Here is a 20,677-nt window from a genome sequence, read left to right as displayed (position 1 = left end):
TGACCGGGGGATCGTCACCCACCGTAGAATGGTGGTCGCGGCCAGGTATGTCCCTGGGCAAAAGACTAGCCTGAACCGGCCGGAACTCCGAGTGTGGCGGCGGGAACTTAATCGGCTCCCTCCGGCGTTGAATCGGGATGAACGCACGTTGATCGCCACGAAGTGAACACCCCCTACCTGTCCTCGCGTGGTGGACTCAGCGGGATGAAGGGAGCAGCGGTGCCAGAGACCGGCCCTGCCGTCGAGTTCGAGGCATGGGAACCCCCGAGCTGGGAAGAGGTCGTGCGCGTCCACTCGCCGCGCGTCTACCGGCTGGCCTATCGCCTCACCGGGAACAAGCACGACGCCGAGGACCTCACCCAGGAGGTCTTCATCCGTGTGTTCCGCTCCCTCGCCAACTACACCCCCGGCACCTTCGAGGGGTGGCTGCACCGCATCACCACCAACCTCTTCCTGGACATGGCCCGGCGCAAGGCCCGCATCCGCTTTGAGGGGCTGGCCGACAACGCCGACGAGCGTCTGGAGGGCCGCGAGCCCTCGCCGGCCCAGCGCTACGACGACCGGCACTTCGACGCCGACGTCCAGAGCGCCCTGGACGCCCTGCCCGCCGAGTTCCGCGCCCCCGTCGTGCTCTGTGACATCGAGGGGCTCTCCTACGAGGAGATCGCCGCCACGCTCGACGTCAAGCTGGGCACCGTCCGCAGCCGGATCCACCGGGGCCGCGCCCAGCTGCGCCGCGCCCTGGAGCACCGCAGGTCGCTGGCGGCCGCGAACGGGGCCCAGGGGGGCACCGAGGGGTCCGACGGCGCCACTGCCAACGTGATGCACGGGGAGGCGGAATGAGCATGGACCACCTCGGGGAGCGCCTCTCGGCGCTCATCGACGGGGAGCTGGGCGCCGCCGACCACGAGCGCGCCCTCATCCACCTGGCCAAGTGCGAGTCGTGCCGTTTCGAGGCCGACATGATGCGCAGACTCAAGCGCAGGCTCACCGGGCTCGGCGAACCCGAACCCGACATGGACTTCATGGGGCGCCTGTTGTCCCAGCCGGGCCTGGGCCGTCCCGGCGGCCCCGGCACGGGGTCACGTGATCGGGGTGATCGCGGCCCCCTGGACCCGCCGCCGACCGGCCCTTTCGGGTCCAGCCCCCCGCTGGGGCACTCCCGACCCCTGGGTGGCTTTCCCACGGGCGGACCCCTGATGGCGGGCGCGGGCCGACCGGCCTACCCGAGCGAACCGCTGCGCCGGGGCGAGGGATCGCGCACCGCACCGGAGACCGCGTCGCCCGCCCAGCAGAGGACCCCACCGCGCACCCAGCCGGAGCGGTACGTCCCGCCCCGCCCCGAACCCCGGGGCGGCGACCGGTTCTCCGGCCTGCTGCCGCACTTCTCCGGCGGACGCTACGCGGTCGCGGGGCTGGCGGTGGCGACGGCGCTCCTGGGGAGCGCGTTCGTCGCGGGCGGTGAGGGCGAGGACACCCCGGTGGTGGAGCCCCACCTGGCCGACTTCGCGGTCGAGCACGCCGTGACCAGCCGCCAGATACCGGTGGTGGAGCCGCTGCCCGCGGAACAGCCGCCGTTCGAGCCCCTGCCCGTCGCGGCCGAGGGACAGCCGCCCTCGACCTCGACCGAAACGACCCGGTGAGGTCTGGCGGACCCTCCTCTGGACCGAACTCCGCTCCCGCCTCCGTCGCCGCCGCGCTGATGTGCGCCCTCGTGCTCACCGGTGCGGTGCACCCGGACGCCACCTCGGTCCCGGCCGAGGGTGAGGACGACGGCATGGCCGTGCTGCACCGCGCCTCCGACGCGCACGGCAGGGTGGCCTACACCGGCGTGCGCGAGGTGCGCGGACCGGAGGGCGAGGACCGGGACGGGGTGGACCTTCGCGTGGTCAACCGCCCGAGCTCCGGACTGGCCATGTCCCCGCTGGGGGAGGAGGACGAGGAGTCGGCCTTCGTCGTGCTGGCCTCCTCCGCCCTGGAGTCCCTCGACGAACGCCTGCTGGTCGTGCTCGAGGACACCTACCAGGTGGTGGACGCGGGCAGGGAGAGCCTCGACGGCCGCCCGGCCCATCTGGTGGAGGCGCTGCGCGCGGACTCCACCGTGGCCGGACGGTTCTGGGTGGACACCGAGACCCATCTCCTCCTGGGGCACGCGGTGTACGACCGCTCCGGCGCGGAGGCGTTCAGCAGCCACCTCACCGATCTCAGCCTGGGAGAGGGCGCCTGGCCGGACGAGGCCCTCGGGGACTCTCCCTGGGGCGACGCCCTCGACGGCGGGGAACGGCGTGAGCTGCGTGAGGCGGGCTGGACGCTGCCCGAACACCTCACCTGGGACCTCAGGCTGGTCGACACCCGCTCCAAACGCTACGGGGAACGTCGGGTCGTGCACGCCGTCTACTCGGACGGACTCTCCCAGGTCTCGGTCTTCGTCCAGCGTGGCAAGCTGGGAACGGAACATCCCTCCACACTTGGTAACGGATACACCGGAACCGGAACGGGGGGTGGTGGCGTCACAACAGGGCACGACACGATCTTCGGCGGGGACGTGGGCCAGTACCAGAGCGTGTGGCAGGCGAACGGTTTCGTCTACACGGTCCTGGCCGACGCCCCCGCGGACCTGGCCTCCTCGGCGGTGGCCGCGTTGCCAGGCCCCGAGGACTCCGGCTTCTGGGCCAGGGTGCTGCGAGGTCTGTCCCGGCTGGGCCTGCTGTAGGGGCCCGGCCGACCGGCGCGGCGCGTGCCGGGACCGATAGCTGAGCGACAAACGGAGCAGGTCTTGAGCCAGGACAACGACCGTTCGGAACCCGCCGAGGGGTGGGCCCCGCCGAACGGTGGCGTACCCCAGCGGGGCGCGCCGGACGCACCAGCCCCGGGGCCAGCCGAACCCCCGCGGCCCCCCACCGGCGCGTGGATCGCCCCGCCCCATCCCCAGGGAGGCCAACCTCCCCAGCCCGATCGGCCCGTGAACCCGGGCGGCGCCCAGGGTTCGCCCCCCGGCACCGGAGACGCCATGCACCCCCAGCCCTCCCCGTCCGGAGACCACCCGGGCCAGGGCCCGGCCGCCCCGCAGGGGCAACCGCCACAGCAGTCCCACGCGCCCCACCCGGGCCAGGGCCCGTCCGCCCCGCAGGGGCAACCGCAGCAGCAGCCCGCGCAGCAGCAGCCCCAGCCCGCACAGGGGGCCCAGCCCTCGCAGGCCGCCCCCCAGGCGCAGGCCACCGGGCAGGGCCACCCGAACCAGGGCCACCCGAACCACGGCCACTTCGCCGTACCGCCCGGGCCCCCGGCCCAGTACGCCCAGCTCGCAGCCGACCCCGCGGCGGCCCCTCGCAGACGCGGTGTCCCGGCCTGGGCCGCGCTGAGCGGGATGCTGGTCGTCGCCCTCATCGCGGGCGGCGCGGGCGGTCTCGCTGGCGGCCTGCTCGGCTCCGGGCGACAGGCCGCGCCCGAGTCAGATCAGGGCCCCACCATCAACGAACCGCCGCCCGAGGCGCCCGACCGCGACCCCGACACCATCGCGGGCGTGGCCCAGCGAGTCAGCCCGAGCGTGGTCTCCCTGCGCAGCGCGGGCGGGCGCGTGGGGTCGGGCGGTTCCGGTTTCGTCATCGACGGCGACTACGTGGTCACCAACGACCACGTCTCCTCGCCGCTGGAGGAGGACGGGATCGTGATCGAGTACAGCGACGGCAGCAACAGCCTGGCCACCGTGGTCGGATCCGACCCCAGCTCCGACCTCGCCGTGCTGGAGCTGGAGGACCCCAACGACGTCGAGCCGCTGGAGTTCGGCGACTCGGACGTGGCGGTCGTCGGTGACGAGGTCATCGCGATCGGCGCCCCGCTGGGCCTGGACGGGACGGTCACCCAGGGCATCATCAGCGCCAAGGAACGGCCGGTCAGCTCCGACGAGGGCGAGAGCCAGTTCTTCGCCCTCCAGACCGACGCCGCCATCAACCCCGGCAACTCGGGCGGACCGCTCGTGGACGTCCAGGGGCGGGTCATCGGCGTCAACTCGATGATCGCCACCATGGGCGGCGGGTTCATGGGCGAGCAGACGGGCGGCAGCATCGGCCTCGGCTTCGCCATCCCCTCCACGGAGGCTGAGGAGGTCGTCAACCGGATGATCGACCACGGCGAGACCACCTACGCCGAACTCGGCGTCACCTTCGACCAGGGCAGCTCGGTGATCGGCGCGGTCATCGCCGACGGATCCGGCTCCGTCGAGAGCGGCGGCGCCGCCGACGAGGCAGGGTTGGAACCGGGCGACGTGATCGTCACCTTCGACGGCCGCAGGGTCAACTCCCACGGCGAACTCCAGGCCATGGTGCGCGACCGTGCCCCCGGGGACGAGGTCGAGCTGGAGTACGAGCGCGACGGCGAGCGGGAGACCGTCACCGTCACCCTCGGCCCCAGCGACTGACCGACCCGGCCCCGCGCCCGCCGAGCAACACGACGGCCCCCGAATCCCAGCGGATTCGGGGGCCGTACGCGTGTCTTCCAGCCGACCCGCGAGTGCGGTCGGGTCGTCAGCGTCCGGCGGGGGAGATGCCCAGCTGCATCCCGGCCAGCCCGCGCGGCTTGCCGACCAGCTTCTCGGCGATCGAGACGATCACCTTGCTGGCCTCGGTCTCGGGGTGGGTCAGGACCAGCGGCTGGCCCTCGTCGCCGCCCTCACGCAGACGGGTGTCCAGCGGCACCTGCCCCATGAGCGGGATCTCGGCGCCGAGGGTCTTCGTGAGCGCGTCGGCGACCGTCTGGCCACCGCCCTGGCCGAAGAGGTGGATCGGCTCGCCGCCGTCCTCCGGCTGGTAGTAGGACATGTTCTCGATGACACCGGCGATGCGCTGGTGCGTCTGGGCGGTGATCGCGCCCGCGCGCTCGGCGACCTCGGCGGCAGCCTGCTGCGGCGTGGTGACCACGATCAGCTCGGCGGCCGGGAGGAGCTGGGCGACGGAGATGGCGATGTCACCGGTGCCCGGGGGCAGGTCCATCAGCAGGACGTCCAGGTCACCCCAGAAGACGTCGGAGAGGAACTGCTGGAGGGCGCGGTGCAGCATCGGGCCGCGCCACACCACCGGGGTGTTGCCCTCGGTGAACATGCCCACCGAGATGACCTTGATGTCGTGGGCGGTCGGCGGGAGGATCATGTCCTCGACCTTGGTCGGGAAGTCCGACGCACCGAGCATGCGCGGCACCGAGTGGCCGTAGATGTCGGCGTCGACGACGCCCACCTTGTGACCCTGGGCCGCGAGCGCGGCGGCGAGGTTCACGGTGACGGACGACTTGCCGACACCGCCCTTGCCCGAGGCGACCGCGTAGACCTTGGTGAGGGAGTTCGGCTTGGCGAAGGGGATCTCCTTCTCCGCCTGGCCGCCGCGGAGCTTGGTCTGGAGCTCCTTGCGCTGTTCCTCGTTCATGACGTCGAGCTCGACGGTGACCTTCGTGACGCCGGCGACCTTGGTCACCGCTCCCGTCACGTCCTTCTCGATGCGCCCCTTCATCGGGCACCCGGCCACCGTGAGGTAGATACCGACGTGCACGGCACCGTCGTCGTCGATCCCGACGCTCTTGACCATGCCGAGGTCGGTGATGGGACGGTGGATCTCCGGGTCTTGCACCGTGGCCAGGGCTTCGTGGACCTGCTCGGTGGTTGGTGTGGAGGACATGTACTCAATCGTAGGTCAGCGGGACGGGGTCTTGGCCTGAGGTGTCGCTCGCGTTGACCGCCCGCAGGACCACTTTCTCCAACAGGGGAGGGGTGGTCCGCTATTCCGTTTCCCCGGGGCTTCGCGGCTTCTGTCCCTCACTGTGACCAGGCGATAACGGCGTGGCCTTAACGCAGGCGATACATGCCCGGATAGTAGTCTCAGCGCACGATGGGAAATGTGCCGCCACCGCCTGGTTCGTCCTGGCCCGCCGCGCCTGAGGGGCCGGAGGGGCAGACTTCTGGTGGGCACACCCAGGAACAGACCTGGGCATGGCCGCCGGGCGGCGCGCGACAGACCCCGCCCGGGGGACACCCCGCCCTGACCCCGGACCCGTCGGTGTGGGCGTGGCCGCCACCGCGTCCCGTGCGGACGAACCTCTTCGCCTGCGCGGAGATCCCGGAGGGTGAGTCCTATCACAGGCTCGCCCGGACCCCGAGGTTCCGTTGGTGGGTGCCGCCGCTGGCGCTCCTGGTCTTCGCCGTCCTGTTGTTTTTCCTGTGGGTCGGTGTGGTGGTCGTGATGACCATCGTGGCGATCCTCGGCGGCAGCGGTCTGGCCCCCGACTCGGTCCGGGTGGGGGAGATCGCCGGACTGGCCTTCGGGCTGGCGGCGATCGCCCTGCTCGCACCCGTCACACTCTTCGTGGCGCGCGTCGTGCAGTGGCGCAGACCCGGCTCCCTGATCTCGGTCACCGGACGCATGCGCTGGCGCTGGCTGGCCCGCTGCGTGCTGGTGGCCGCCGTCCCCGTCACCGCGGGCACGGCGCTGCTCCTGGCGCTGATGGGTGAGGGGCCCGCGGACCCGCCGATCACCGTCGACTACGGAACCGCCGAGGTCCTCGCGGCCGCGCTCCTCGTGATCGTGCTGCTGGTGCCGCTCCAGTCCGTGGCCGAGGAGATGACGCTGCGCGGGATGGTCATGCAGCTCGTCGGCTCGCTGGGATCGCCCGACGGCGACTCCGCGTTCTCCAGGGTGNCCCGGGGCCCGCCGTGCTGGCGGGCGGCACCCTGTTCGCCGCCCTGTACGCGGCCACCCACCCGGGGGACCTGTGGAACACGGCGGCGCTGGCCGTGCTCGGTCTGGGTATGGCCTGGGTGACCTGGCGCACCGGCGGCCTGGAGGCCGCGATCGGTCTGCACGTGGTGAACAGCCTCGTCCAGTTCGGCCTGTGCGCCGTGGAGGGACGCCTGGCCGACGTGGGCACCGGCATGGTGCTCGGCGGGGGCCTGCCCCTGGGGACCAACACCCCGATGACCCTGGTCCTGGCCCTGGTGCAGGTGGGCCTCTACCTGCTCCTGGTCACCGCCATGGCCCGCCGCCACGGAGTCCGCCGCCGCAGCGTCACCACTCAGGTCTGAGCCCGCGCGACCCCGTCGTCCTCGGCGTCCGGAACCGGATCGGGCGGGAACACCCAGGTCCGGTAGGCGAAGAAGCGGAACAGCGTGCCCAGGCCCACGCCCACCACGTTGCCGGAGACGTTCTGCGCCAGGGTGCTGTCCAGACCGAGCACGTACAGCGAGAAGGCCTGGCACCCCACCTGGATGAGCATCCCCACGCCGTTCATCACCAGGAACAGGAAGGTCTCCCGGCCGAGGCCGGTACGGGCCCGGTCGTTGAAGGTCCAGAACCGGTTGCCCACGAAGGCCACCGCGATGGCGCACGAGGTGCCCGCCACCTGCCCCGTCATCGACCCCATGCCGCTCGCCCACAGCAGGTTCGTCGCGGCCAGCTGCACGACGTAGGCGATCGCGCCGACGGAGCCGAACTTGCCGACCTCGGAGGCCAGACGGGCCAGCCTGGGACGACGGGAGAGGAACTCGCGCATGGCCTGCGCCCTCCGGGTTGTGGGGGTCACGGCGGCGGGGGAGTGGGCCCTGGGGGCGGCACGCCCGCACGCCCTAGACTCTATCCGGGGCCTTCGGGACACCCCGGCCGCGGGTTCCGAGCCGAACGGCCAGGTTCCGCCGTGGGCGGGGCCGCCCCGCATCCGCGGTTGACGAGCATTGAGTTGAGGAACTGTGAGCGAGCGTAACCGCATCGTCCCCCGAGTGGGAATGGTGGGCGGAGGCCAACTCTCCCGGATGACCCACCAGGCGGGCATCGGACTGGGAGTGGACTTCTCCGTCCTGGCCGCCGGTCCCAAGGACAGCGCGGCCCTGGTCTGCGGCGACGTCACCCTGGGCGACGACCGTGGCCTCGACGACGTCCTGGCCTTCGCCAAGGCCAACGACGTGGTCACCTTCGACCACGAGCACGTGCCCGAACCCGTCCTGCGGGCCGTGGAGGAGGCGGGCGGGCTGCTGCGGCCGGGCCGCGACGCCCTCCGCTTCGCCCAGGACAAGCTGCGCATGCGTACCCGCATGGCCGAGCTGGACGCGCCCTCACCGCGCTGGCGGGCGGTGACCACCCTCGAACACGTCACCGGGTTCGCCGTGGACACCGGATGGCCGGTCGTCCTCAAGGCCGCGCGCGGAGGCTACGACGGCAAGGGCGTGTGGGTCGTCGACGGCCCCGAGGAGGCCCGCGAGGTCGTCGACCGCGCCGCAGCAGAGGACGTCCCGCTGCTTGTGGAGGAGAAGGTGGACTTCTCCCGCGAACTCGCCGTCCAGGTGGCGCGTTCCCCGCACGGGCAGGTCGCCGTCTACCCCGTGGTGGAGACCGTTCAGCGCGGCGGGATCTGCCACGAGGTGATCGCCCCGGCGCCGGGCCTGCCCGAGGACAGGGCCCTGCGCGCCCAGAAGCTGGCCATCGAGATCGCGCACGCCCTGGACGTCACCGGGGTGCTCGCCGTGGAGCTGTTCGAGACCGCCGACGACGTGGTCGTCAACGAGCTGGCCATGCGTCCGCACAACTCGGGGCACTGGAGCATCGAGGGCGCCCGCACGTCCCAGTTCGAGCAGCACCTGCGCGCGGTTCTGAACCTGCCCCTGGGCTCACCGCGTACCAACGCCCCCTACACCGTCATGGCCAACCTGCTGGGCGGCGAGGACCCCGAGGTCTACCGCCGCTACCTGCACGTGATGGCCAAGGACCCCGAGGTGAAGGTGCACTTCTACGGCAAGGACGTGCGTCCGGGCCGCAAGATCGGGCACGTCACCGTGATGGGCGACGACTACCAGGACCTGCTGGAGCGCGCCCGCGACGCCGCTTCCTACCTGCGAGGAGACCAGAAGTGACCGACAGCAAGCCCGTGGTGGGCATCGTGATGGGGTCCGACTCCGACTGGCCGGTGATGCGCGACGCCGCCGAGGCGCTCACGGAGTTCGGGGTCCCCTTCGAGGCCGACGTGGTCTCCGCCCACCGCATGCCGCACGAGATGATCTCCTACGGTTCGGAGGCCGCCGGCCGGGGGCTGAAGGTGATCATCGCCGGCGCGGGCGGGGCCGCCCACCTGCCGGGGATGCTGGCCTCGGTGACCACGCTGCCCGTGATCGGCGTTCCGGTACCGCTCAAGTACCTCGACGGGATGGATTCGCTGCTGTCCATCGTGCAGATGCCCGCCGGGGTCCCGGTGGCCACCGTGGCGGTGGGCGCGGCCCGCAACGCCGGCCTGCTGGCCGTGCGCCAGCTCGCCGCGCACGACCCGGAGCTGGCCGAGCGCATGGCCGCTTTCCAGCAGGAGCTCAAGGAACAGGCGCACGCCAAGGGCGAGCGGCTGCGCCGAGAGGTGGCCGACGGCGGCCGGACCATGGGCTTCGGCCGATAGGAGGCCCGGGTCCCGGTGATCCCCGGGACCCGGTCAGTCATTCATCAGGTTGTCCTTGGACCCGAAGTGGTATCCGACGGACGCCAGGGCCGCGGCGGGGAGGAACTGACCGTGCTCCGCATCCTCCAGAGCGTGCTGGAGCAGGGCTCGACCGCTGGGGTGGCCTACGCGCGCCAGGGGAAGGCGAAGCGGTCCAGCATCCAGCCCGAGGGCAGTTTCTGGAGGTCCTTCAGCGGCTGGCCGTCGGCGACCACGAACCCCTGGTCCCAGGTGCCCTTGATGGTCCACGAGCGGTCCAGGCACTCCACGGGGGACAGTTCGTCAAGGAGCTCGTACTCCGTGTCCGGGCTGTCCACACGGGTGTTCACGGACGGGCCCGGGCTGGGGGCGTCACGCTGGGCGGGCGGTACCGGGCAGTCCGAGGACCGGGCGTGGGCGGGCGTGGCAGCGGCCATCAGCAGGGCGAGGGCGGCCCCGGCCAGTACGGGGAACTTCGACATCGGGCTCCGTTCGACCACCCCGGGGAATACCGAGGGTCATGAATTGGGTGCGGAGCGCAGTCAATCACGGGTGCGGCGCACACGACGAACGGCCGCCCCCTCAGGGACGGCCGTTCGGTGCTGTCGTTACTGGCGGCCCAGCGCCCGGTAGGTCCAGCCGGAGGCGCGCCAGTAGGTCGGGTCGAGCGCGTTGCGCCCGTCCACGATCCTCTTCTGCGCCACCACCGTGGCCAGCTCCTCCGGGTTGGCCTCGCGGAACTCCGCCCACTCGGTGAGCAGCAGGACCACGTCGGCCCCGCGCGCCGCCTCCAGGGTGGACTCCGCGTAGTTCAGCTCCGGGTGCGCCTCGCGCGCCCGCTCCAGGGCGGCCGGGTCGTACACGGTCACGTGCGCACCCAGGGACGCGATGGTGGACGCCACATCCAGTGCGGGCGAGTCGCGGATGTCGTCCGAGTTCGGCTTGAAGGCCGCGCCCAGGACCGTCACGGTGCGCCCGGCGAAGTTGCCGCCGATCAGCTGGCGGGCGATGTCGATCGTGCGCGCCCGGCGGCGCTGGTTGATCGCGTCCACCTCGCGCAGGAACGACAGGGCGGGTTCCACCCCGAGCTCGTCGGCGCGGGCCATGAACGCCCGGATGTCCTTGGGCAGGCAGCCGCCGCCGAAGCCCAGACCCGGTCCGAGGAACTTGCCGCCGATGCGGTCGTCGTAGGAGAGGGCCTCGGCCAGCTGGATGACGTCGGCGCCCGCGACCTCGGACACCTCGGCCATCGCGTTGATGAAGGAGATCTTGGTGGCCAGGAACGCGTTGGCGGATACCTTGACCAGCTCGGCGGTCTGGAGGTCGGTGACCAGGAACGGCGTGCCCTCGTCCACCTGCTGCTGCCAGAGCGCGCGGACCGCCTTCTCCACCCGGGGGGAGTCGGTGCCGATCACGATCCGGTTGGGCCGCAGGGTGTCCTCCACACCGAAGCCCTCGCGGAGGAACTCCGGGCTCCACCCGAGCTCGGCCTCCTCGCCGACCGGCGCCAGCGAGGCCAGGCGGGCGGCCAGGGTGGCGGCGGTGCCCACCGGCACGGTGGAGCGGCCCACCACCACGGTCGGCCGGGTCAGGTGCGGCGCGAGCTGGTCCACCGCGGAGTTGACGTACCGCAGGTCAGCGGCGCCGGAGTCGTCCCGCTGCGGCGTGCCCACGCAGATCAGGTGCAGGTCGGCGAACTCGGCGATCTCCGCGAAGTCCGTGGTGAAGCGCAGCCGACCCGTCTGGAGGTTGGCGGTCAGCAGCTCGTCGAGTCCGGGCTCGTAGAAGGGGACCCTGCCGGAGCGGAGCATGCTGATCTTGGCCTCGTCGACGTCGAGGCCGATGACCTCCAGGCCCATCTCGGCCAGGCAGGCGGCCGTGGTGGCGCCCAGGTAGCCGGTTCCGATGACGGAGACCCGCATACGTTCCGCTTCGACCACTGGTGTTCCTTCCTTGCTTCCGCATGCGCCTCACCTGCTGGTGTGCCCGCTGGTGGCGGCTCACATCCCGCATGAGGGCAGAAAACGGACATGGTTCGGCCGACGGGTTGTCCGGGGGGACGGTGCATCACCCTACGCGTCGGGGGCTGGCGCTCGATCGAACAACACGTGAACAGTCAGGCGGTCAGATTACCGGCGGGTCGGGGACATTCCGCACCGGGGGAGGACTGTCAGGCTTCGTGTGGCAATGCACACCCTGTGCCGCCTAGTACCTTCCGTCGTTGAATGACCGGGTGTGACCGGGGTCCTCGTCCACGGGGGTCCACACGGCGCCGGTCTCACCGCGACGAAACGGTGTCGTGGTCTTGTTTGGATCGTCATACTGCCGCACGGGTGAGGAGGGCGGAGGCACGTCCGGAACGGTGTCGCCCACGGGCCCGCCGTCGGTCCAGGCCCGGTCCGGGGTGACCAGCCTGACCGACTCCCCGTCGAGTTCGGGATCGGCCTCGCGCCGGAACTCCTCGCGGCTGTGGCTGGCCACCACCCGCTCACGCGAGGGAGCGCCCAGCGGTCCGGCGTCGTTGGCCGCCCGCCACCGGGTCGGCGTCGTGGCGGAGACCAGCAGCAGCACGCCCAGGGGGAGCGCCACACCGATCCCCGCGCCGTCGGGGTAGAGGAAGCTCTCCTCGTTGAGCCAGTACAGGGCCGGTCCCACCGAGTCCAGCGCGACCACCGGCCACAGGCACAGCGCCACGAGGAGCAGCCCGGAGGCGCCCGCCGCGAGCGGGGAGAACCTGGAGGCCACCAGATAGGCGCAGACGATCCCCACCAGGCACAGCACCACCACGGAGAACACCGTCGCGACACTCACGTCGCCCCCGGTGATCCCTGGCAGGAGGTCGGCGGACCAGGCGACACCCACCCACAGCACTGGGGCGAGGGCGATTCCGGAGAGCAGGCCGACCAGGTGGCGGAGCACGTGTCCCTTCCTTCGCGGGGCTAACCGCAGATGTTGTCCTTCGCGGTCGTGGTGGCCGGTTCGGCGCCGGCGGAGGGCTCCTCCTCCGGCGCCGCCTCGGTCGCCTCGACCCGGGGCGCCTCGAACGTCGTGTAGTTGAATCCGATCACGACCTGGAGGTCGTCGTCCAGGGTCCGGTCCTCAACGGTCTGCGAACCCGGCAGGGTTCCCGCCAGGTACTCGGCCGCCTGTTCCTGGCCCGGACCGAACCTGATCTCCGTGGTGGCCACGTCGCGGCTGCTCCAGTTCTCGGCCTCGTCCGTGACGTCGAACCCGGCGGTTGTCAGCTGGTCGTCCATCTGCGCGCCCAGGCCCGGGGTGGCCGTGCCGTTGAACACCCGCAGGGTGACGTCGGACGGGACCGGTTCATCGTCCCCCTCGTCGGCCTTCTCCGGCTCGTCCTCGGGTTCCGACAGCGGGCGGTCGGCGTTGATCGCCGCGAACATCTCCCGGGCCGCGGGCTCGTTCCACAGCAGGGCGACGTCGCCGCGCGGCGTCCAGTGCTCCATGTCGGCGATGGGCACCTGGGCGAAGGTGACGTTCTCCAGGTCGAGGTGGCGCATCTGGTACGCCAGGTCGTTGATCGTGCCGGTGTCCAGTCCCTCGTCGACCGTCACCGACGACAGCGCGCTGTCCAGAAAGGCGGTCAGCTTGCGAGGGTCGGAGAGGGTCTCGGTGCTCATGGCCCGGTCGAGCATGGCCGACAGCACCTGCTGCTGGCGGTCGATCCGGTCCAGGTCACCGCGCGCGGTGGCCCTGGTGCGCGCGAATCCCAGCGCCTCCGTGCCGTCCACCCGGTGCGTCCCGGCCTGCATGTCCAGTTGGGCCTTGGGGTCGTTGATGGCCTCAGGCAGACACACGTCGATGCCCTCCAGGGCGTCGACCACCTCGACGAACCCGTTGAAGTCCACCTCGACGTAGTGGTCGATCCGCACGTCGGTGACGGACTCCACCGTCTGTACGGCGAGCTGCGGGCCGCCGTAGGCGTAGGCGGCGTTGATCTTGTCGTCGCCCTCGCCGGGGATGTCCACCCACAGGTCGCGGGGGAGGCCCACCACGGTGAGGTGGTCGCGCTCGTGGTTGAGGCGCACCAGCATCATGCTGTCCGAACGCTGCCCGGGTGTGGAGCCCACGCTGAGCGCGTTCTGGTCCTCCTTGCTCATCTCGTCCCGGCTGTCGGAGCCGATGACGAGGAAGGTCAGCCCGCCGGTGTCCTCCGGGCGGTCGCCCTCGGCGAGCCCGCCGAACACGTCGAACCGGTTCAGGGAACCGGACATCCACCCCGTGATCGCCCACGAGGTGCCGGAGGCGAGCAGGACCAGCACCGAGAGCACGCTCATCAGGACCAGCCCGTTGCGGTGGCGGCGCACACGCGGCTCGGGCACGGTGAACCTGCCGGACCGGGAGGAGCGCCGCCGACCGGGTGGCTGAGGCTGCGAGCGCTCACGTCGGAACTCGCCCGTGTTCCTCTGCCGTCCGGCGTCCTCGTCGCTCATCGGCGTCCCCGTCCCACCCGTTCAACGGTGTCCTAGGTATAGGTACCTGGGTATCTAGGTTGTCACCCGATCGGCCGAAGGGTGCGGGATGTCAACCCTCGGCGTGTTGTTCTCCCGTTTGGGTGAGACGCCTTGTTCAGTGGAAGAGTTCTCCGGGACCCGATCGTCTCGTCTTCACCTTCCCCCTCGGCCATCCCCCACACACCGGGCGACCCGGCCGTTCGGCGGGTCCGCGTGCAGTACCGTTGAGCCCGCGCCACCGTCGAGCGAGCCCGGGGCCCCGCGCCCCTGGAGCCCTCACGGTGTCACGCAGTCCCGACAGTCTTGACCTTGGGAAGTGCCTGTGTCCTGGCCGCCTGTCTCCGTCGTCATGCCCGTACTGAACGAAGAGCGCCACCTCGCCGCAGCGGTGGAGCACGTCCTCGCCCAGGAGTACCCGGGCGAGCTGGAGGTCGTTCTGGGCGTGGGCCCCTCCTCGGACCGCACGCGTGAGGTCGCCGACGACCTCGCCGCGGCCGACCCCCGCGTGAAGGTGGTGGACAACCCCACGGGCAGGACCCCCGCCGGGCTGAACGCCGCCATCGGAGCCTCCTCACACGACATCGTCGCCCGGATCGACGGTCACGCGATGATGCCCTCGGACTACCTCCGGGTGGCCGTGGAGACCCTGGAGGAGACCGGGGCGGACAACGTCGGCGGCATCATGGCGGCCGAGGGGACCACCCCCTGGGAGCGCGCCGTCGCCGCCGCCATGACCTCCAAGGTGGGTGTGGGCAACGCCCGCTTCCACACCGGAGGTGAGGGCGGCCCCGCCGACACCGTCTACCTCGGTGTCTTCCGCCGTTCGGCCCTGGAGCGGGTCGGCGGTTACGACGAGGCGTTCCTGCGCGCGCAGGACTGGGAGATGAACCACCGCATCCGCACCACCGGCGGCACCGTCTGGTTCCAGCCCCGGATGCGGGTCTCCTACCGTCCGCGCCGCAACGTCAGGCTGCTGGCCAAGCAGTACTTCCACTACGGTCGCTGGCGGCGCGTGGTCGCCCGCCAGCACAAGGGCACCATCAACCTGCGCTACCTGGCCCCTCCGGTGGCCGTGGCGGGGGTCGTGACCGGTCTGGTCGGCGGCGCGTTCTTCTGGCCGCTCTGGCTGGTGCCCGCCGCCTACCTCGCCCTGATCACCGTCGCGTCGGCGCCGCTCACCCGCGGCCTGCCCGCCTCCTCGTGGCCGCTCATCCCGGTCGCGCTCGCCGCCATGCACATGTCGTGGGGCGTCGGCTTCATCACCAGTCCGCCCGGGCTCGGAGCCGACTCCCGCACCGCCCGCACCAGCAGTGGCTCCGCGAGCGGGTCCGGCAACGCCTGACCCCGCTCCGGCCGCGTGCGGTGGTCCCGGACCGCCGCACGAGCGCATCGGCCACAAGTGGACGACGTCCGCCCTCGATCGAGGGCGGACGTTCTGCTAGGCAGGGTTCATCGGGGCAGCGGAGAACTGGAGAAGGTGCCAATGGACGAGTTGCGTGGTGACCAGGCCGCCTGGGGGTTCGACGGTCAGTCGGTCTCCATCAGGTACGAGACGAAGGGCTGGTTCAGGAGCCCGCTGCTCAAGCTCCTCGGCAACCTGGAGGTACCGGTCGCCGCAGTACGGGACGTCGACTTCCGTCCCGGAGCCGGTCGCAGGAACGGCTGGGTGATGAATCTGCGGTTGCACGAGCGCATGGACCCCTACGCGGCCGTGGGCGCGATGCTCGACGAGAGGGCCCAGCCCTTCCGGCTCACCGGCCCGGCCAAGACCGAGCTGGTCGCCGAGTACCTGGCCGACCAGCTCCGCTTCGCCGCGAGCCAGGCGGAGGAACCCGCCCCCTCGACCCCCACCCGTCTGGTTCCCAGCCTCCCTCTGCACATCATGACCTGCGAGGGCACCGCGCGCCTGGAAGGCGACCGGCTCACCCTGGTCTGGTCGGGCACCTACGCGAGCGGCTACAAGAAGAAGAAACAGCGCCGTGAGTACGCCCTCGCCGACATCACCGGAGTGGAGTGGGCGCCGCTCGACGACTGGGGCTGGGGCTTCGTCCGGTTCGTCACGGACGGGAGCGGGCAGGAGGACTCGGGCAAACCCAAGAACGACCTCAACGTTCTGCGCGCGGGCGAGGAGGGCAACGAGATCCACCAGGTCTTCCTGCTCGCCGCCGCCGTCACGGCGCACCGCTGGGCGCGCGGCGCCGCCACCCGGCGCGCGCTCGGCTCCGGCGACGTCTCCGAAGAGGAGGCGCGGCCCGGCCCCGACGACCCGGAGTGGTGGAAGGACGCGGCCCGTAGCGCCATGGAGACCGTGCGCGCGCCCCGCCTCACCGCGAACCTCCCCGGAGGAGGGAACGCCCGGATCGACGACGAACCGGAGGCAACGGGCGGAACCGGTCCCGCCCCGGCCCCGGAAGGCGCGGCCGCAGGAACGGCGGTCGCGGACACCGCGTGGATCTTCGAGCAGATCGAACGCCTCGGCGACCTGCACGCCAAGGGCCTGCTCACCGACGAGGAGTTCGGCCAGAAGAAGGCCGAACTCCTCGACCGGATCTGAGCGGAGCCGCCCCGAGGCCGCCAGGCGCCCGGGACCGGTGCCTACTGCGCTTCCCGCGCGCCGCCGGTCGAACCGAGCGCCGACACCGCTCCCGGCACGTCGTCCACGACCACGGCGTCCATCCCGGCCGCCGCGAAGCGCGCCGCGTCCACCGGGTCCGGGCACCAGGAGATCAACTCCAGCCCGGCCCGGTGCGCCGTCTCCACGGTGTACTCCAGCGCGCGGCGGCCCGGCCGGGGCCCGTCCTCCGCCAGCCCCAGGGCCCGGGCGTCCACCGCCACGATCGGGCAGCCCATGCCCACCGCGCCCGGGATCGCGGTGTCCGCCGGGTTGCGCACGAACGGCATCCACGCCGTCGCCACCCCCGGTGCCCCTTCGCGCACACCCAACAGCAGCCCGGGGTCGAAGGAGCACACGAACATCCTCCGGCGCCCGGCCTCGCGCCGCAGGAACGGCAGGACGAGGGCGAGGGTCCGCCGCGACGGAGCGTCCACCCCGTCCTCCATCACCGTCTTGACGTCCACGTCCAGCCCCAGTTCGGGCGGGATGGCGGCCAGCCCCTCCTCCAGGCCGACCAGCCCCTCAGCGCGGCACTCCGCCTCGGTGAGGTCCACGACCGCCCGGCCGTCGTCCAGCGCCGCGTTGTGGAAGAGCACCAGCCGGTCGTCGGCGGTACGGCGCACGTCGATCTCGATCCAGTCCGCGCCGGTCCGCGCCGCCAACTCGAACGAGGCGGGCGTGTTCTCCGCCGCCCCGTCGACCACGCCCCGGCCCGCGCCCCGGTGGCCGATCACCTCGGTCGCCTCGAACACCCCGCTCACGACGCCGCCCCCAGCCCGGCGCCCTCGCCGGACCGGCGCAGCAGCGTCTCGGCGACCTCCACGTCACCCGGGTTGGTCACCTTGATGTTGCTCTCGTCTCCGAGCACGATCCGGACCTCCTCGTCCGGCAGGTACCGCAGCACCACGCCGCAGTCGTCGGTGGCCACCAGTTCGGGGTCCGCCATCGCCAGTTCGTAGGCCCGCCGGACCACCCCCAGCCGGAACCCCTGGGGCGTCTGCATCCGGCGCAGTCGCGAACGGTCGGGGGTCCGGGCGATCGCCTCGCCGCCGTCGCGCCCCGGAACCACCTCGACCACGGTGTCCCCGCTGGGTACCGCCACCCCCACGGCCCCGGCCGAACCGAGCGCGGAGACACAGGCCGCGATCGTCTCCGGCCGCACCAGGGGACGCGCCGCGTCGTGGAGCAGGACCAGGTCAGTGTCGGCCGCCCCAGCCATCGCGGCGAGCGCGGCGAAGGAGGTGTCGGTTCGGGTCTCCCCGCCCGGCAGCACGCGGGTCACCTTGGTGAAACCGGCGTCCGCCACGATCTCCTCGACCCGGCCCACGTACTCCTCCACCATCAGCACCACGATCTCGTCCACCTCGGGACTCGCCTCGAAGGCCGCGATGGACCGCTCGATGATGGGCCGACCGTCCAGCGGCAGCAGTTGCTTGGGGGAGGGGGCGCCCATCCGGGAGCCGACGCCTCCCGCCAGGACCGCCGCGATCACCCGTGTGGGCATGGGTTTCCCTTTCTCTTTGGCCTCCGCTTCGCTTCGGCCCGTGTTCGGCGCCTTTGCGGAGGGGGCTGGGTTTCAGGCAACACAGCATCCTCGTCCACGCCTGGCTCGTTCCTCGCTGGCGGCTCGAATCCCTTGCAGAAGTCTCCCCGGGCTCGAACGGGAACCCCCCCGTGGCCCAGGCCTGCGGGCCGGACCCACGGCTGTGGGCTGAGGAGGACGGGTCCGCGTCTCGGCTGAGGTACCCGGGTGCACTTGCGCGGGCCCCCTTGTCAGCGATCGGCTCCGCGGCCGTGGCGGACGCACACGGGGAACGGCTGGGCGGAGGTGCGTGGAAACGCTGACCCTAGTCGAACCGACGAGCCGTGTGGCGGACGACCCCGGCGGGCGCGTGACCGGCGATCCCGTCGGCCCGGACCCGGTCGCTCACCATACGAATGCGGCGAGCACGGCACGTGGTTGGCACGGTCTGTCCCATGCAGCGGTAACCTATGGACGCCTGTTGGGCGTGCCCGGTCCCTACCTCCTCTGATTCGGTAGTGGAGACGGGCGCGGTGCGCGACTTCCCCCGGTCGCCCGGATGCCCCCTCTTCCGGTCCGGTGAGGAACCGACCGCGCGACCGCGTAGACGGTCGGTGCGCGCAGGCGAGTTCGTAGACGCGACAGTCCGGCACATCGTGATCCGGACGATCTCAAACCTTGGAGGTGGCGGTGGCGTCAAGGACGCTGGCCGTCTGGGAGAACCGGAAGGTCGTCGGCCTCCTGGTCCGGCGCGACCTGAAGGTCAAGTACCAGCAGTCCGTGCTGGGGTACGCCTGGACGATGTTGGAACCCCTCGCGCTGACGTTGGTGTACTTCTTCATCTTCGGTTATGTGCTCCAGGCCGATCGCGGAATACCCGAGGACGCCAAGGCGCAGGGCGGCTACATCCTCTTCCTCGTCGCGGGAATCCTCCCGTGGACCACCTTCGGGGCGATCCTCAGCGAGGCCCCGCGAGCGATGATCACGCACTCGAAGCTGATCACCACCATGAAGGTCCCCCGTGAGATCTTCCCCATGGCCACCGTCGGCACCAAGTTCGTCGAGTACCTGCTGACCTGGCCGGTCCTGCTGATCTTCGTGTTCGCCCTGGGCGGCCGCTTCAGCTGGGAGGGCATGCTCTTCTGGCTGCCGCTGGCGATCGTGCTGACCTTCATGTTCGGCCTCGGCGTGACGCTGTTCCTGTCCGCGGTCAACGTGTTGCTCCGTGACGTGGAACGACTCACGCGTATCCTGACCCGGATCCTGTTCTACGGGTCGGCGATCCTGTTCCCGGCCACGATGGTCCTGAGTTCGGGTGCGCCCGGCTGGGCGAAGACCCTCTACGAGCTCAACCCGCTGATGGGTATCTTCCAGATGCACCGTACGGTGTGGTTCGCCGGATTTGAGGAACTTACGCCCAGTCCTCTCGCGTTGACCTCTGCGGTGGTCGGTTCGATCCTGATGCTCGTCATCGGGTACTGGACGTTCCGGCGCCTGGAGATGTCCGTTCTGAAGGAGTTGTGATGGCGTCCACCTACGAGGCCGCGGTCGCCAGCGGTCCGGTCATCGAGGCCGAGGGCCTCGGTGTGAAGTTCGCCGTGAACCGCCGCCGCAAGCGCAGCCTCCGTGAGATGTTCATCCACGGCAACAAGCGCGACCCCAACGCCGAGGGCAACGAGTTCTGGCCGCTGCGCGACGTCTCCTTCGAGATCGCCAAGGGCGACTGCGTGGGCATCGTCGGCAAGAACGGCACCGGCAAGTCGACCCTGCTCAAGATGATCGCCGGGGTGCTCCTCCCCGACGAGGGCAAGGTCAGCGTGCACGGCAAGGTGGCGCCGCTGCTGGAGCTGCGCGCCGGGTTCAACGACAACCTGACCGGACGCGAGAACGTGTACCTGGTCGGCTCGCTGCACGGTATGAGCGAGAAGGAGATCGACGAGCGTTTCGACGACATCGTCGACTTCGCCGAGGTCAAGCCGAAGTTCATCGACACCCCGGTGCGGCACTACTCCAGCGGCATGAAGGTGCGGTTGGGCTTCGCGCTCATCTCGCAGCTGGAGCACCCGATCATGCTGGTGGACGAGGTCCTCGCGGTCGGCGACAAGGCCTTCAAGCGCAAGTGCTACGAGGCCATCGACCGCATGCTCGCCAACGAGCGCACCATGGTGCTGGTCTCGCACAACGAGAAGGACCTGCGCCGCTTCTGCAACCGCGGTCTGTACATCAAGGGCGGCGCGCTCGCCCTGGACACCGACATCGACTCCGCGCTGGCCGCCTACAACGAGGACACCAAGGCGGAGATCGACGAGCGCAAGAAGAAGGACGCCGCGAAGAAGAAGCGAGCCGAGGCGGCGGAGAAGAAGATCGAGGTCGAGGAGAAGGCCGCCGATCCCGCCCCGGGCGACGCCGCTCCGGAGCAGCCCAAGGACGGCAACGAGGGCAAGGACGGCGGACAGGCCGCCTGATCCCCCGACAAGCCCACAAAGAGCGCATCCCGGACAGTTCCGGAGGTGCGCTCTTTCGTGTCTGGAACTGTCCGTAAAGCCCTCAGGGGTTCGAAGAGCGGACGACGGCCCTCATACGCGTGTCAGTGGTTGATTGCACACAGAGCGTGAGTGACGGTGACTCTCAGTTGAA

General features: G+C 71.0%; 18 protein-coding genes and 1 pseudogene. 11 read left to right on the top strand and 8 right to left on the bottom strand.

Annotated features, from left to right (window positions below):
• The first annotated feature begins 204 nt into the window (after positions 1-204).
• The 4 genes from sigE (at position 205) to D452_RS0100190 (ending at position 4,417) form a co-directional block, all read left to right on the top strand.
• Positions 205-843: an RNA polymerase sigma factor SigE gene (gene sigE / locus D452_RS0100205; protein ID WP_049578218.1), complete on the top strand. Its 639-nt coding sequence runs from the start codon at positions 205-207 to the stop codon at positions 841-843.
• Complete coding sequence (locus D452_RS27280; protein ID WP_233515948.1) at positions 840-1,643, top strand: anti-sigma factor family protein; 804 nt, start codon at positions 840-842, stop codon at positions 1,641-1,643. Before sigE ends, D452_RS27280 begins: the two co-directional genes overlap by 4 nt.
• Positions 1,640-2,713, top strand: coding sequence for a sigma-E factor regulatory protein RseB domain-containing protein (locus tag D452_RS0100195; RefSeq protein WP_026128835.1), 1,074 nt, complete (start codon positions 1,640-1,642; stop codon positions 2,711-2,713). The genes D452_RS27280 and D452_RS0100195 overlap by 4 nt, the downstream gene beginning before the upstream one ends.
• A 297-nt stretch (positions 2,714-3,010) precedes the next feature.
• Positions 3,011-4,417, top strand: a complete 1,407-nt coding sequence (locus D452_RS0100190; protein ID WP_239646296.1) for a S1C family serine protease — start codon at positions 3,011-3,013, stop codon at positions 4,415-4,417.
• A gap of 106 nt (positions 4,418-4,523) precedes the next feature.
• Here the strand turns inward: D452_RS0100190 and D452_RS0100185 are convergent, their stop codons facing one another.
• A complete protein-coding gene (locus tag D452_RS0100185; RefSeq protein WP_017542166.1) occupies positions 4,524-5,663 on the bottom strand; it encodes an Mrp/NBP35 family ATP-binding protein in 1,140 nt (379 codons plus the stop codon).
• Positions 5,664-6,068: 405 nt separating this feature from the next.
• On the opposite strand from D452_RS0100185, the pseudogene D452_RS27275 reads away from it, so the two are divergent.
• A pseudogene (locus D452_RS27275) lies at positions 6,069-7,063 on the top strand (CPBP family intramembrane glutamic endopeptidase).
• Here the strand turns inward: D452_RS27275 and D452_RS27270 are convergent.
• Positions 7,054-7,530, bottom strand: coding sequence for a GtrA family protein (locus D452_RS27270; protein WP_017542165.1), 477 nt, complete (start codon positions 7,528-7,530; stop codon positions 7,054-7,056). The pseudogene D452_RS27275 and the gene D452_RS27270 overlap by 10 nt on opposite strands.
• A 193-nt stretch (positions 7,531-7,723) precedes the next feature.
• Here D452_RS27270 and D452_RS0100170 point away from each other — a divergent pair, with 193 nt between their 5' ends.
• Complete coding sequence (locus D452_RS0100170; RefSeq protein WP_040692601.1) at positions 7,724-8,881, top strand: 5-(carboxyamino)imidazole ribonucleotide synthase; 1,158 nt, start codon at positions 7,724-7,726, stop codon at positions 8,879-8,881.
• Positions 8,878-9,411, top strand: coding sequence for a 5-(carboxyamino)imidazole ribonucleotide mutase (gene purE, locus D452_RS0100165; protein WP_017542163.1), 534 nt, complete (start codon positions 8,878-8,880; stop codon positions 9,409-9,411). Before D452_RS0100170 ends, purE begins: the two co-directional genes overlap by 4 nt.
• Before the next feature lie 164 nt (positions 9,412-9,575).
• Here purE and D452_RS27265 read toward each other — a convergent pair whose 3' ends face one another.
• From D452_RS27265 to D452_RS0100145, 4 genes are all read right to left on the bottom strand, one after another.
• Positions 9,576-9,911, bottom strand: coding sequence for a hypothetical protein (locus D452_RS27265; protein WP_017542162.1), 336 nt, complete (start codon positions 9,909-9,911; stop codon positions 9,576-9,578).
• 126 nt (positions 9,912-10,037) lie between these two features.
• Positions 10,038-11,369 (bottom strand): UDP-glucose dehydrogenase family protein, encoded by a 1,332-nt coding sequence (locus D452_RS0100155; protein ID WP_017542161.1) that lies wholly within the window; start codon positions 11,367-11,369, stop codon positions 10,038-10,040.
• 265 nt (positions 11,370-11,634) lie between these two features.
• On the bottom strand, positions 11,635-12,348 hold the full coding sequence (locus tag D452_RS0100150) for a YIP1 family protein (protein ID WP_017542160.1): 714 nt from the start codon (positions 12,346-12,348) through the stop codon (positions 11,635-11,637).
• A gap of 20 nt (positions 12,349-12,368) precedes the next feature.
• On the bottom strand, positions 12,369-13,883 hold the full coding sequence (locus tag D452_RS0100145; RefSeq protein ID WP_017542159.1) for an LCP family protein: 1,515 nt from the start codon (positions 13,881-13,883) through the stop codon (positions 12,369-12,371).
• 343 nt (positions 13,884-14,226) lie between these two features.
• Between D452_RS0100145 and D452_RS0100140 the strand changes: the two genes are divergently transcribed.
• Both D452_RS0100140 and D452_RS0100135 read left to right on the top strand, forming a co-directional pair.
• On the top strand, positions 14,227-15,246 hold the full coding sequence (locus D452_RS0100140; protein WP_026128832.1) for a glycosyltransferase family 2 protein: 1,020 nt from the start codon (positions 14,227-14,229) through the stop codon (positions 15,244-15,246).
• Positions 15,247-15,387: 141 nt separating this feature from the next.
• Positions 15,388-16,458, top strand: coding sequence for a DUF4429 domain-containing protein (locus D452_RS0100135; protein ID WP_017542157.1), 1,071 nt, complete (start codon positions 15,388-15,390; stop codon positions 16,456-16,458).
• A 41-nt stretch (positions 16,459-16,499) separates the two neighbouring features.
• On the opposite strand, the gene D452_RS0100130 is transcribed toward D452_RS0100135, so the two are convergent.
• Both D452_RS0100130 and D452_RS0100125 read right to left on the bottom strand, forming a co-directional pair.
• Positions 16,500-17,279 carry a glycerophosphodiester phosphodiesterase gene (locus D452_RS0100130; RefSeq protein WP_017542156.1) on the bottom strand — a complete coding sequence of 260 codons (780 nt, stop codon included), beginning with the start codon at positions 17,277-17,279 and terminating at the stop codon, positions 16,500-16,502.
• Complete coding sequence (locus D452_RS0100125; RefSeq protein ID WP_017542155.1) at positions 17,276-18,022, bottom strand: IspD/TarI family cytidylyltransferase; 747 nt, start codon at positions 18,020-18,022, stop codon at positions 17,276-17,278. The genes D452_RS0100130 and D452_RS0100125 overlap by 4 nt, the downstream gene beginning before the upstream one ends.
• 696 nt (positions 18,023-18,718) lie before the next feature.
• Here D452_RS0100125 and D452_RS0100120 point away from each other — a divergent pair.
• A complete protein-coding gene (locus D452_RS0100120; protein WP_017542154.1) occupies positions 18,719-19,564 on the top strand; it encodes an ABC transporter permease in 846 nt (281 codons plus the stop codon).
• Positions 19,564-20,505, top strand: coding sequence for an ABC transporter ATP-binding protein (locus D452_RS0100115; protein ID WP_017542153.1), 942 nt, complete (start codon positions 19,564-19,566; stop codon positions 20,503-20,505). Before D452_RS0100120 ends, D452_RS0100115 begins: the two co-directional genes overlap by 1 nt.
• The last annotated feature ends 172 nt before the right edge of the window (positions 20,506-20,677 follow it).

Origin of the sequence: Nocardiopsis prasina DSM 43845 (genome assembly GCF_000341265.1) — a bacterium.
Lineage (GTDB): Bacteria > Actinomycetota > Actinomycetes > Streptosporangiales > Streptosporangiaceae > Nocardiopsis > Nocardiopsis prasina.
Note: the sequence above shows the minus strand (reverse complement) of the source record. Positions and strands in the feature narration are given on the sequence as shown.

What these genes read in the sequence shown, in the direction of transcription:
- D452_RS0100145 (WP_017542159.1), bottom strand. Translation starts at nt 13,883, where the DNA reads ATGAGCGACGAGGACGCCGGACGGCAGAGGAACACGGGCGAGTTCCGA.
- D452_RS27280 (WP_233515948.1), top strand. Translation starts at nt 840, where the DNA reads ATGAGCATGGACCACCTCGGGGAGCGCCTCTCGGCGCTCATCGACGGG.
- D452_RS27265 (WP_017542162.1), bottom strand. Translation starts at nt 9,911, where the DNA reads ATGTCGAAGTTCCCCGTACTGGCCGGGGCCGCCCTCGCCCTGCTGATG.
- D452_RS0100135 (WP_017542157.1), top strand. Translation starts at nt 15,388, where the DNA reads ATGGACGAGTTGCGTGGTGACCAGGCCGCCTGGGGGTTCGACGGTCAG.
- sigE (WP_049578218.1), top strand. Translation starts at nt 205, where the DNA reads ATGAAGGGAGCAGCGGTGCCAGAGACCGGCCCTGCCGTCGAGTTCGAG.
- D452_RS0100185 (WP_017542166.1), bottom strand. Translation starts at nt 5,663, where the DNA reads ATGTCCTCCACACCAACCACCGAGCAGGTCCACGAAGCCCTGGCCACG.
- D452_RS27270 (WP_017542165.1), bottom strand. Translation starts at nt 7,530, where the DNA reads ATGCGCGAGTTCCTCTCCCGTCGTCCCAGGCTGGCCCGTCTGGCCTCC.
- D452_RS0100190 (WP_239646296.1), top strand. Translation starts at nt 3,011, where the DNA reads ATGCACCCCCAGCCCTCCCCGTCCGGAGACCACCCGGGCCAGGGCCCG.
- D452_RS0100125 (WP_017542155.1), bottom strand. Translation starts at nt 18,022, where the DNA reads ATGCCCACACGGGTGATCGCGGCGGTCCTGGCGGGAGGCGTCGGCTCC.
- D452_RS0100115 (WP_017542153.1), top strand. Translation starts at nt 19,564, where the DNA reads ATGGCGTCCACCTACGAGGCCGCGGTCGCCAGCGGTCCGGTCATCGAG.